12 protein-coding genes and 1 pseudogene are annotated in these 10,627 nt (G+C 71.0%); 7 read left to right on the top strand and 6 right to left on the bottom strand.

What is annotated here, in order from left to right; genetic code table 11:
• Positions 1–156 precede the first annotated feature (156 nt).
• The 3 genes and pseudogenes from H0488_RS18375 to H0488_RS18380 all read left to right on the top strand — a co-directional run.
• A pseudogene (locus H0488_RS18375) lies at positions 157–1,104 on the top strand (DUF222 domain-containing protein); the annotation flags it as partial.
• The gene (locus H0488_RS25295) at positions 1,102–1,317 is read left to right on the top strand and encodes an HNH endonuclease signature motif containing protein (protein ID WP_376768477.1); all 216 of its coding nucleotides are present in this window, start codon (positions 1,102–1,104) and stop codon (positions 1,315–1,317) included. The pseudogene H0488_RS18375 and the gene H0488_RS25295, both read left to right, overlap by 3 nt.
• Positions 1,318–1,615: 298 nt before the next feature.
• Entirely contained in the window at positions 1,616–2,062 is a 447-nt protein-coding gene (locus H0488_RS18380) for a hypothetical protein (protein ID WP_183100691.1), read from the top strand.
• Between the two features lie 19 nt (positions 2,063–2,081).
• Here the strand turns inward: H0488_RS18380 and H0488_RS18385 are convergent, their stop codons facing one another.
• Genes H0488_RS18385 through H0488_RS18395 form a run of 3 tightly spaced genes read right to left on the bottom strand, consistent with a single transcriptional unit; the run spans position 2,082 to position 3,849 of the window.
• Entirely contained in the window at positions 2,082–2,399 is a 318-nt protein-coding gene (locus H0488_RS18385; RefSeq protein ID WP_183100701.1) for a 4a-hydroxytetrahydrobiopterin dehydratase, read from the bottom strand.
• Between the two features lie 5 nt (positions 2,400–2,404).
• Positions 2,405–3,001, bottom strand: coding sequence for a DinB family protein (locus H0488_RS18390; protein WP_183100692.1), 597 nt, complete (start codon positions 2,999–3,001; stop codon positions 2,405–2,407).
• 59 nt (positions 3,002–3,060) lie between these two features.
• Entirely contained in the window at positions 3,061–3,849 is a 789-nt protein-coding gene (locus tag H0488_RS18395) for a hypothetical protein (protein ID WP_183100693.1), read from the bottom strand.
• Positions 3,850–4,002: 153 nt separating this feature from the next.
• Between H0488_RS18395 and H0488_RS18400 the strand changes: the two genes are divergently transcribed.
• Positions 4,003–4,359: a hypothetical protein gene (locus tag H0488_RS18400; protein ID WP_183100694.1), complete on the top strand. Its 357-nt coding sequence runs from the start codon at positions 4,003–4,005 to the stop codon at positions 4,357–4,359.
• A 33-nt stretch (positions 4,360–4,392) separates the two neighbouring features.
• Here the strand turns inward: H0488_RS18400 and fahA are convergent, their stop codons facing one another.
• From fahA to hppD, 3 genes are all read right to left on the bottom strand, one after another.
• Entirely contained in the window at positions 4,393–5,628 is a 1,236-nt protein-coding gene (gene fahA / locus H0488_RS18405; protein WP_183100695.1) for a fumarylacetoacetase, read from the bottom strand.
• Complete coding sequence (locus tag H0488_RS18410) at positions 5,625–6,842, bottom strand: homogentisate 1,2-dioxygenase (protein WP_183100696.1); 1,218 nt, start codon at positions 6,840–6,842, stop codon at positions 5,625–5,627. Before H0488_RS18410 ends, fahA begins: the two co-directional genes overlap by 4 nt.
• 103 nt (positions 6,843–6,945) lie before the next feature.
• Positions 6,946–8,148 (bottom strand): 4-hydroxyphenylpyruvate dioxygenase, encoded by a 1,203-nt coding sequence (hppD, locus tag H0488_RS18415; RefSeq protein ID WP_183100697.1) that lies wholly within the window; start codon positions 8,146–8,148, stop codon positions 6,946–6,948.
• A gap of 111 nt (positions 8,149–8,259) precedes the next feature.
• Here hppD and H0488_RS18420 point away from each other — a divergent pair, with 111 nt between their 5' ends.
• The 3 genes from H0488_RS18420 to H0488_RS18430 form a co-directional block, all read left to right on the top strand.
• Complete coding sequence (locus H0488_RS18420; protein ID WP_183100698.1) at positions 8,260–8,760, top strand: Lrp/AsnC family transcriptional regulator; 501 nt, start codon at positions 8,260–8,262, stop codon at positions 8,758–8,760.
• A gap of 61 nt (positions 8,761–8,821) precedes the next feature.
• Positions 8,822–9,781 (top strand): esterase/lipase family protein, encoded by a 960-nt coding sequence (locus tag H0488_RS18425; RefSeq protein ID WP_220794766.1) that lies wholly within the window; start codon positions 8,822–8,824, stop codon positions 9,779–9,781.
• A gap of 20 nt (positions 9,782–9,801) precedes the next feature.
• Positions 9,802–10,627: PhzF family protein (locus H0488_RS18430; RefSeq protein ID WP_183100699.1), on the top strand; the 826-nt coding region annotated here is incomplete at its 3' end.

Consider the following 10,627-nt stretch of genomic DNA (forward strand, 5'->3'; position numbering starts at 1 on the left):
AATGTTCCATTCCGAATCGAACAGGTGTACGATAGAAGCATCTCGGAAAGGAACACCGTGGTCGCCCAACTCCACCCCCAACCCCACCCGATCCTGGGCGCGGTCGCGGACGCCCGGAGTTCGTTGAGCGACGTGCGCGACGTGCAACCGGTGTACATGACCCCGGCCGAGAAGACCACCGCGCTCCAGGAGATCACCGCCCTGGAGGCCACCCTCACCGACCTGAAACTGCGCGTCCTCGCTGTGTCCGGCGACGTCGCCGACGCCGCCGGTGCCCGCGACATCGGCTCCTGGACCGCCCACCTCACCCACGCCGACCCCACTACCGCCCGCGCCGACGCCCGGCTCGCCGAAGCCCTCGACCGGCGCTGGACCCGGGTCGCGGCCGGCATGGCCGACGGATCAGTGGCGCTGGCGCAAGCGCGGGTGATCACCGCTGCGTTGGACGCCCTGCCCGACGACCTCGACCCCACCCTGCTCGCCAAGGCCGAGACCCAGCTGGTGGCCTAATGCGCCGACTTCAGCCCCGCCGAGCTACGCCGCCTGGGTCGTCACATCCTCCACGTCGTCGCCCCCGACATCGCCGAAGCCCACCAAGCCCGACTCCTCGAGGCCGAGGAGCAACGCGCCCGGGACAAGTGCCGACTGACCCTGAAGCCCATCGGCGACGGCACCACCCGAATGTCCGCACTGCTCCCCGACGCCGACGCCACCCGACTACGCACCTACCTCGAAGCCTTCACCTCACCCAGGAAGCACGACGACGCCCTGACTGGTGAGGAAGACCGGATCCCCTACCACCGCCGCCTCGGCCAAGCCCTCTGCGCCCTCCTCGAACACCTCGACCCGACCAAGCTCCCCGACCACGGCGGCGACGCGACCACCCTGATGGTCACCATCGACCTCGACTCCCTGATCACCGACCTGGCCACCGGCGGGCTCATCGACGCCCACCTCACCGCCGGCGACAACATGTCGGCCACCGCGATCCGCCGCCTGGCCTGCACCGCCAAGATCATCCCCGTCGTCCTCGGCGGCAAAGGCGAGATCCTCGACCTCGGCCGCACCCGCCGCCTCTACACACCCGGCCAACGCAAAGCCCTGCGCCTCCGCGACCAGCAATGCCGCGCCGAAGGCTGCTCGGTCCCGGCAGCCTGGTGCGAAGCCCACCACCTCAAACCCTGGACCCAAGGCGGCCGCACCGACCTCAACGACGGCGTACTCCTCTGCAACCACCACCACCACCGCGCCCACGACCGACGATACGAAGCCGACCGCCTTCCCAACGGCGACCTCCACTTCCACCGACGCCCCTAGCCAGCAGCACCGTCCGCGCGGCGCCCGAAGCGTCCGACATTGCCGAGAGCGGGCGGCTGCGGCGGGACGTCATACGTCAGTCGACCTATCACCGCTCAGCCGTATGACGTCCCGCGCAACGTCATACGGCCGTGGACCTACCACCGCTGAGCCGTATGACGTCCCGACGATGCGCCCGCAACTGACGCATGCCGCGCGGTCAGGAGCACCCGGACCTGTCTAGACAAGGCTCTCCGCGCAAGCGGATCCGGAGGACGAGGCGTGGCGGACGTCGGGGAACCGCGGCGATGATCCACCCGTGCCCATGTTCGCCGCTCTGCGTCGCCGGGCGCCCTGGGTCATCACTGGCGTGGCCGTCGTGGCGCTCGTCGTGCTGTTCGGCGTACGCAGCTGCTCGGCCAGGATCATCGACGCCGGCGGCGTCCAGGTGCTGGTGGCGGGCTACCAGTCCGGCGGCAGCGATGCGGCTGGCGGCGGGACCCTCGAGGTCGTCGGCGACTGCCTTGGGGCGCGCGGAGACGTCTATGTGTTTCCGCAAGGGACCGAGGTCGTCGACGAGGATCCGCTGACCATCGACATCCCCGGGTTCGGAGAGGTGTCGCTGGGCGAGGAGTTCGAGGTCGGAGGCGGATGGGAGGTCGAGCATTCTTCGGACGACGCGGAGCCGGGGCCCATCGAAGTCGGGGGCGTGACCATCCCGGACGGGTGCGCGAGGTACGACATCTTCCTCTCCGCCCCTCAGTGAGCGGCCGCCGTCACCGCGCTCATGCACCGTCCGGGTCCGCCTCGATGCCCAGCTCCTGCGCGGCCGCGGAGATCGCGCGCGCCAGCTCCACGTCGCGCTGGCTGAGGCCGTCGATCTCGTGCGTGGAGACGCGCACGGTGACGCTCGGGTAGCGCAGGTCGACGTCGGGGTGGTGGTTGGCCGCGTCCGCCAGCGCGCCGATCCGGGTCACCAGCTCGACACCCTTGGCGAAGCTGCCGGTCCGGAACACCGTGCCGACCTGGCCGGTCTCGAGCACCCGCCAGTCCGCGACACCGTCGGCAGCAGCGAACTCCTCGCCCGTGATGGCCTCGACCATCTCGGTCACCCGCCCGCGCCGAGCCAGGTCGGGTTGTGGGCCGGCGGGTCCTCGCCGACCAGGCCGTCGATCGACTCCCGGATCAGGTCCGCATGGCCGGTGTGGCGGGCGTACTCCTCGATCATGTCGACGAGCAGCCGCCGCAGGCTCGGCGCACCGTCGGCGAACACGACGTCGGCGGAGTGGTCCAGGCCGCCGTCGCCAAGCGCTCGTCGTACGGCGTCGCGCGATCGGGCGACGGCCGACTGCCAGAGCGCGTAGAGCTGTTCGGCGGAGTCGCTCGCGGCGGTGCGCCACTCCCAGTCGGACTCCCCCTCCCAGTCGACCCGGTCCCACGGCGCCGGCAGCGGCCGGCCGAGCAGGGCCCGGGTGAACACCTCGTCCTCGACGAGCGCGAGGTGCTTGACCAGGCCACCGAGGGTCATCGACGACGGACCGAGCCGGAGAGCCAGCGCCTCGTCGTCGAGCTCGCCGACCTTCCACGCGAACGTCGCCCGCTGCCGCTCCAGCGAGCCGAGCAGGGTTGCCGTCTCGTCGCCGGCGAGCGGCGGCTCCGGCCGGACGGGGGCAGAAACCTGGTCGGGGGCGTCGAGGGTGGTCATGCCTTCGACGTTAGAGCCGGCCCGACGATCGCGGGAGGGGTGACTGGCCAGTAGTTCCTTCAGGCCTTCACGTGCGTCGGGGACTTGGGTTCCGGGAGCGCGACCCGGTCCTCGGGGCCGGTCGGGAGGATCACGGCAGCGATGCCGTCCCAGGCGCGATCGATCAGGTCGGCCATGTCGAAGTCGGTCGCCCGTCGTACGTAGGGCTTCGACAGCTCGGTGCGGACCACCTTCACGAGGAACCGCCGGAGCTCCGGCTCGAGCCGGGCGACCTTCTGCAGCACGGCGCCCCGGCGGGTGTCGCTCTGCAGCGTCAGCGCGACCTCGTCGTCGGACGGCACCGTGATGTCGATCCGGATCCGGAGCGGCGCGACGGTGTGCACGGTGAGCGTGAGCGGCACGACGACGTCGGCGGTGAAGCGGTACTTGTCGACCCGCATGTCGATGTCGAAGACCACGCTGATCGGCAGGAACACCCGGTAGGCGAGCAGGTCTCCGGGAATCTCCTCGCCCTTGGTCTCGCGGAACGTCCCCAGCGCGCTGACCGTGGCCGCCTTGCGGCCGGGGCCGGCGCCGATCGGTCCGAGCTGGATCTGCGGCCCGAGCACGTCGGACACCATCTTCAGGATCCGGTCCTTGTTGAGGACCCGGCGGATGTACTGCTGGCCGAACGCCTCGTAGGAGATCTCCTCCTCGTGCGCCCGTTCCTCGGGAGTGCCGCCGAGCGCGACCGGCGCGGTCGCGGCCTCCTCGTCGATCTCGGCGAAGCCGCTCAGCTCGTCGGCGCTGAGCACCACGACCTCGAGCAGCCTCTCGACTGAGTCGTCCTGCTGGGCTGCCTCGGTCACTCGTCGAGTTTAGCCACCGGGAGCCGGTCCCAGCGGAGAGGGACCTACGACCCTGGCGATCGGAACGGTGCCGGGTTCACCCTGGGAATGAAGTGGCCACGCTGCCCACTCGGTCGGCGCGACCCTCGAGAGCCGACAAGGAGGCGATCGGTCATGGTCGCTGTTATCGCAATCGTCGTGGTCATCATGGTGATCCTGTTGATCGGGGTCCCCTGGGCGCTCAAGTCGACGGTCGACATGGAGAAGGACAGCCACGACCACCTCCTCGACCCCGACACGCCCAAGGTCGAGTACTCGGTGCCGAACGGCATCGACGCCGCGGTCATCTGCTCCGCCCTCAACGCCGAGGGCTTCACGACCGGGGTGAGCCTGGTCGGGGGCGACGAGCTGGTGCTCGTCGAGAGCCCTCCCGGGGAGCGGGAGCATGTTCGCGACGTCATCACGAGCGTCACCCACCGGGAGTACGGCGGGTTGAAGCTCCATGCCGTGACGTTCGCCGACGAGCACTGATCTCAGCAGCCGAGGTCTCAGCGGGCCGAGGTCTCAGTGGGCCGGGACGATCCGCCCGCGGACCTCGCCGAGCCCGATCACCGCACCGTCCGGCGCGGGCGCGGTCGCGGTGATCACGACCTCGTCGCCGTCCTCGAGGAAGGTCCGGACCTGGCCGTCGGGGAGGGTGATCGGCTCGGCGCCGTTCCACGACAGCTCGATGAAGGACCCCCGCTCGCCGGGCTCGGGTCCGCTGACCGTGCCCGAGGCGAACAGGTCGCCCGTGCGCAGCGAGGCGCCGTTGACCGTCAGGTGCGCCAGCTGCTGGGCGCCCGTCCAGTACATCTGCGCGAACGGCGGCCGCGCGACCGAGTGGCCGTTGAGCCGCACCTTCAGCCGCAGGTCCAGGCCGGTCGGTGCCGCGTCGGCGTCGTCGAGGTAGGGCAGCGGCCGGGGATCGCGTGGCGGTGGTGCGACCCAGGCCGCGTCCAGTGCCGCGAGCGGGGTGACCCAGGCCGACACCGAGGTCGCGAACGACTTGCCGAGGAACGGACCGAGCGGTTGGTACTCCCACCCCTGGATGTCGCGCGCCGACCAGTCGTTGACCAGGCAGATGCCGAACACGTGGTCGGCGAACGCCCCGAGCGGCACCGGGCTCCCGAGCGGGGACGGTACGCCGACGACGTACCCGACCTCCGCCTCGATGTCGAGGCGCGTGGTCGGCCCGAACACGACCTCGCCGTCAGCCGTACGGCGCTGGCCGCTCGGCCGGGTGACGTCGGTGCCCGACACCACGACCGTGCCGGCGCGACCGTGGTAGCCGACCGGCAGGTGCAGCCAGTTGGGCGGGAGCTCCTCCTGGCCTGGGCGCAGGATCCGGCCGAGGTTCCGGGCGTGGTGCTCGGAGGAGTAGAAGTCGACGTAGTCCGCGACCGTGAACGGCAGCTCGAGCCGGACGGCGGCCAGCTCGAAGAGGTGGGCCTCGACGATCGGGCGCGCTTCGCCGTCGGTCAGCCAGCCGGCGACGGCGGCCCGGGTCGCTGCCCAGGTCTCGGGGCCGGCGGCCAGCAGCCGGTCGAGGTTGTCGCCCTCGATCAGCGGCACCAGGCGAGGGTCCAGCTGGACGGCGGCACCGACCAGGTCGAGCACCGCGTCGCCGATCCGCACGCCGACCCGGGTCCGCGGGTCGCCGGGGGGCGCGAAGGCGCCGTACGGCAGGTGCGCGATCCCGAACGGGTGGTTGGCCGGGAGGTGCAGCCACGTGTGGGGCGCAGAACGGGCCGCGGTCATCGACGCCCGCCCGCCCACGACCAGGCGTACTCGCCGTCGTCGGCGGCGCGGCCGGCCTCGCCGAGCTCCAGCGGCCGGAAGGTGTCGACCATGACCGCGAGCTCGTCGAACCGCTCGGCCCCGAGGCTGGCCTCGATCGCGCTCGGTTGCGGGCCGTGCGCGTGGCCGCCCGGGTGCAGGGTGATCGAGCCGATCCCGATGCCCGAACCCTTGCGCGCCTCGTAGTCGCCGGCCACGTAGAACATCACCTCGTCGCTGTCGACGTTGGAGTGGTAGTAGGGCACGGGTACGGCGAGCGGGTGGTAGTCGACCTTGCGCGGCACGAAGTTGCAGATCACGAAGTTGTGGCCCTCGAAGACCTGGTGGACCGGCGGCGGCTGGTGCAGCCGGCCGGTGATCGGCTCGAAGTCGGCGACGTTGAAGACGTAGGGATAGAGGCAGCCGTCCCAACCCACCACGTCGAACGGGTGGTTCGGGACGACGTGCACCGAGCCGGTCAGCCCGCCCGGCCCGCTGCCCCGGTGCTTGACGTAGACCTCGACGTCGGTCGCGTCGGCGTTGGCCTCGACGAGCTCCGCCAAGGAGGTCGGCAGCCGCAGGTCGCGCTCGCAGTACGGCGCATGCTCGAGGAACTGCCCGTAGCGGGAGAGGTAGCGCTTCGGCGGCGCGATGTGGCTGCTGGCCTCGATGCAGTAGAGCCGCAGCGGCTCCCCGGGGGTGGTCGGGACCCAGCGGTGGGTGGTCGCGCGCGGGATCACGACGTAGTCGCCCGTGTCGACCTCGAGCTGACCGAAGACCGTCTCCACGGTCGCCGTACCGCTCTCGACGTAGACCACCTCGTCGCCGACGGCGTTGCGGTAGAGCGGCGAGGGTGCGCCGACCACGGCGTAGCTGATCCGCACGTCGCCGTTGCCGAGCACCAGCCGGCGACCGGTGACCGCATCGACCGGCTGCCACTCCTCGCCGGGGAAGAGGCGGTGCAGGGTGAGGTGGTGCGGCAGCAGCGGTGCGTTGGGCTCGGTCGCCTGGTCCGGCAGGTCCCAGGTGCGGGCGTCGACCATCGCCGACGGGACGTAGCGGTGGTAGAGCAACGACGAGTCGGAGGAGAAGCCCTCCTCGCCCATCAGCTCCTCGTAGTAGAGGTTGCCGTCCGGGTCGCGGTGCTGCGTGTGCCGCTTCGGCGGTACGTCGCCGATCCGCTGGTAGTGCGCCATGGGGTCACTCTCCTCCTCGTCAGCCTGGGTTTCGAGGCTCTTGGTTTCGAGGCTCGCTTCGCTCGCACCTCAACCACCAGAGCATCGCTCGACCAGCGGCGGACTAGAGGTTGCCGCGGCGCTCCTGCTCGCGCTCGATCGCCTCGAAGAGCGCCTTGAAGTTGCCCTTGCCGAAGCCGAGCGAGCCGTGCCGCTCGATCAGCTCGAAGAAGACGGTCGGCCGGTCGCCGATCGGCTGGGTGAAGATCTGCAGCAGGTAGCCGTCCTCGTCGCGGTCGACCAGGATGCCCCGCTTCTGCAGCTCCTCGATCGGCGCCCGCACGTTGCCGATCCGGGCCCGCAGCTCGGGGTCCTCGTAGTAGGAGGCGGGCGTGTTGAGGAACTCGACGCCGGCGGCCCGCAGGTGGTCGACGGCGGTGAGGATGTCGTTGGTCGCGAGGGCGAGGTGCTGGGCACCGGGGCCGCGGTAGAACTCGAGGTACTCGTCGATCTGGCTGCGCTTGCGGGCGATCGCCGGCTCGTTGAGCGGGAACTTCACCCGGTGGTTGCCGCTCGCGACCACCTTGCTCATCAGCGCGGAGTAGTCGGTGGCGATGTCGTCGCCGATGAACTCCGCCATGTTCGAGAAGCCCATCACCCGGCGGTAGAAGTCGACCCAGTCGTCCATCCGGCCGAGCTCGACGTTGCCGACCACGTGGTCGAGCGCCTGGAAGAGGCGCTTCGGCGCATCGGCCGGGCGCACCAGCGCCGAGCGGCGCGCGACGTAGCCGGGCAGGTAGGGGCCGTGGTAGCGGCTGCGGTCGATCAGCGTGTGCCGGGTCTCGCCGTACGTCGCGATCGCGGCGCGGCGGACCGTGCCGTGCTCGTCGGTGACGTCGTGCGGCTCCTCCAGGACGGTGGCCGCCTGCGACGCGGCGTGCGCGATGCAACGGTCGACGTCGGGCACCTCGAGCGCGATGTCGACGATGCCGTCGCCGTGGCGGGCGTGGTGGCGGATCACCTCGCTGTCGGGGTCGACGCCGCCCTCGATCACGAACCGCACCGCGCCGCTCTCGAGGACGTAGGACTTGCGGTCGCGGTTGCCGGTCTCCGGGCCGGAGTAGGCGACCAGGTCCATGCCGAACGCGGACAGGAAGAAGTGGGTGGTCTGGGTCGCGTTGCCGACCGCCCAGACCACCGAGTCCCACCCGGTCACCGGGAACGGGTCGTGGCTGTCGTCGTACTCCACCAGGCCCACGAGCTGGTGCAGCTGCTCGAGGCTGAGGTGGGCGAGTCGTTCCGCGTCGGTGAGCTGCTCCAGGGTCATGTCCGCCAGCCTCGCGGACTGGCGTTTGCTGTTCAACCACGCCAGCACGCACTGGCCGTTCTGCCCATTTGTGTCCAGCCCGACGCTTGTGAACTAGGCTTTCTGACTACCATGCACCTCGACCGGCTCGACCTCGCCCTGCTCACCGCGCTCCGCGACCAACCGCGGGCCGGCGTGCTCGAGCTCTCGCGCATCACGCAGGTCGCCCGGGCGACCGTCCAGGCGCGGATCCAGCGGCTCGAGTCGAGCGGTGTCGTCACGGGCTACGGACCCGACATCGACCTCGAGGCCGCCGGTCAGCACGTGTCGGCGTTCGTCACCCTCGAGATCGCCCAGGGGGCGCTCGACCAGCTCGCACCCGAGCTCGAGGCGATGCCGACGATCCTCGAGGCCTACGTCACGACCGGCACCGCCGACGTGCTCTGCAAGGTCGCCGCGACCTCCCACGCCGACCTGCAGGAGACCCTGCTCGACCTCAACCGGTCGCCGTCGGTGGTGCGGACGACGAGCGTGGTGGTGCTCGGCACCGTGGTCGCGCCCCGGGTGCTGCCGCTGCTGGAGCGGTCGGCCGAGCAGCGCGACGCCCGCGCTCCGGCGTACCGCTCGCGCTGAGACGGCGTGACCCGAGCCCGCACGAGCGCGTTAGCGTCCCGGGACCCCGGGAGGAACAAGCATGCGTCGCAGCCACATCGTCCGAACCGCGCTCGCTACAGGAGCAGCGTTGCTGTGCCTTTTCATGGGCCTCGTCGCCGGTGTCGCGGTGGTCCCGGCGGGCCATGCCGAGGACGACCTGCCGGTCACCTACAACTTCCTGGTCAGCGCGGTCGCCGCCGGTGCGCAGGTCGACGCCGACCCGCCGGGCGGCAACGACTGGGACTGCCGGCCCACGGCACGGCACCCCCGCCCCGTCGTCCTCGTGCACGGCACGGCCGGCAACAAGAACACCAACTGGCAGACCTACGCGCCGCTGCTGCACAACAACGGCTACTGCGTGTTCGCGCTGACCTACGGCGTCGCGCCGGGGACGCCGCTCCCGGCCAACCAGCTCGGTGGGATGACCCGGATGCAGGACAGCGCCCGCCAGCTCAAGCGGTTCGTGGCTCGGGTGCTGCGGGCGACCGGTGCGCGGAAGGTCGACCTGCTCGGACACTCGCAGGGCACGCTGATGCCGGAGTACTGGGTGAAGTTCCTCGGCGGTGCGCCGTACGTCAAGCGCTACGTCTCGCTCGCACCGGTGTGGCACGGGACCGACCTGGCCAACCCGGCTCCGCTCCTGGCCAAGGCCTTCGGCGTCCCCGAGGACCAGATCCCCGTGTGCCAGGCCTGCGGGCAGTTCGCGGCGACGTCGCGGTTCATGGCGCGGCTGCGCAAGGGTGGCCTGGCGGTGGGCGACATCGAGTACACCAACATCATGACCAAGTACGACGAGCTGGTGCTGCCCTACACCAGCGGTCGGGAGCGCGGGATGCGCAACGTCGTCGTCCAGGACCACTGCGGCACCGACTTCTCCGAGCACTTCGAGATCGCGGCGGATCCGGTGGCCGCGCAGATCGTGCTCAACACGCTCGACCCCGCGCACAAGAAGCCGGTGCCCTGCATGGTCGTGCTGCCCTGGGTCGGCCCGGTCGGCTGATCCGGACCTAGGCTCGGCGTATGCCGCTGCCGTTCCGCCAGGTCAACGTCTTCAGCTCCGACCCGGTGCTGGGCAACCCGGTGGCCGTCGTGCACGACGCGGACGGGCTGAGCGACGCGCAGATGGCGGCGTTCGCGCGCTGGACCAACCTGTCGGAGACGACGTTCCTGCTGCGGCCGACGTCCGAGGAGGCCGACTACCGGCTACGGATCTTCACCCCGGGCGGCGAGCTGCCGTTCGCCGGACACCCGACGCTCGGGTCGGCGCACGCGTGGCTCGAGGAGGGCGGCGTGCCGCGCGGTGAGCACGTCGTGCAGGAGTGCGGCGTCGGCCTCGTCCACCTCCGTCGGGGCGAGCGGCTCGCGTTCGCGGCGCCCCCGCTGATCCGCTCCGGCGCGGTCGACGACGGCGATCTCGACCGGATCGTCCGCGCGCTGCGCATCGAGTTCGCCGATGTCGTCGACAGCCAATGGGTCGACAACGGCGCCGGCTGGGTGGCCGTCCGGCTCCATGACGCCGCAGCCGTGCTCGCCCTGAAGCCGGACTTCACCGCGTTCGACCCGTTCGACATCGGCGTGGTCGGCCCCCACCCGTCCGGCGGCGAGGCGGAGGTCGAGGTGCGCGGGTTCGCGCCGCTCGTCGGCATCCCCGAGGACCCGGTCACCGGGTCGCTCAACGCCGGCCTCGCCCAGTGGCTCACGAGCGACGGCACCCTGCCGCCGTCGTACGTGGCCTCGCAGGGTACGGCGCTCGGCCGCGCCGGCCGGGTGCACATCGACACCGACGCCGACGGCACGATCTGGGTCGGCGGCGCGACCGTCACCACGATCAGCGGCTCGGTCGTCG

Origin of the sequence: Nocardioides pelophilus, assembly GCF_014180685.1 — a bacterium.
Classification (GTDB): Bacteria; Actinomycetota; Actinomycetes; order Propionibacteriales; family Nocardioidaceae; genus Nocardioides; species Nocardioides pelophilus.

What these genes read in the sequence shown, in the direction of transcription:
- H0488_RS18385 (WP_183100701.1), bottom strand. Translation starts at nt 2,399, where the DNA reads ATGGTCGAGGCCATCACGGGCGAGGAGTTCGCTGCTGCCGACGGTGTC.
- H0488_RS18390 (WP_183100692.1), bottom strand. Translation starts at nt 3,001, where the DNA reads ATGACCACCCTCGACGCCCCCGACCAGGTTTCTGCCCCCGTCCGGCCG.
- H0488_RS18400 (WP_183100694.1), top strand. Translation starts at nt 4,003, where the DNA reads ATGGTCGCTGTTATCGCAATCGTCGTGGTCATCATGGTGATCCTGTTG.
- fahA (WP_183100695.1), bottom strand. Translation starts at nt 5,628, where the DNA reads ATGACCGCGGCCCGTTCTGCGCCCCACACGTGGCTGCACCTCCCGGCC.
- H0488_RS18410 (WP_183100696.1), bottom strand. Translation starts at nt 6,842, where the DNA reads ATGGCGCACTACCAGCGGATCGGCGACGTACCGCCGAAGCGGCACACG.
- hppD (WP_183100697.1), bottom strand. Translation starts at nt 8,148, where the DNA reads ATGACCCTGGAGCAGCTCACCGACGCGGAACGACTCGCCCACCTCAGC.
- H0488_RS18420 (WP_183100698.1), top strand. Translation starts at nt 8,260, where the DNA reads ATGCACCTCGACCGGCTCGACCTCGCCCTGCTCACCGCGCTCCGCGAC.
- H0488_RS18425 (WP_220794766.1), top strand. Translation starts at nt 8,822, where the DNA reads ATGCGTCGCAGCCACATCGTCCGAACCGCGCTCGCTACAGGAGCAGCG.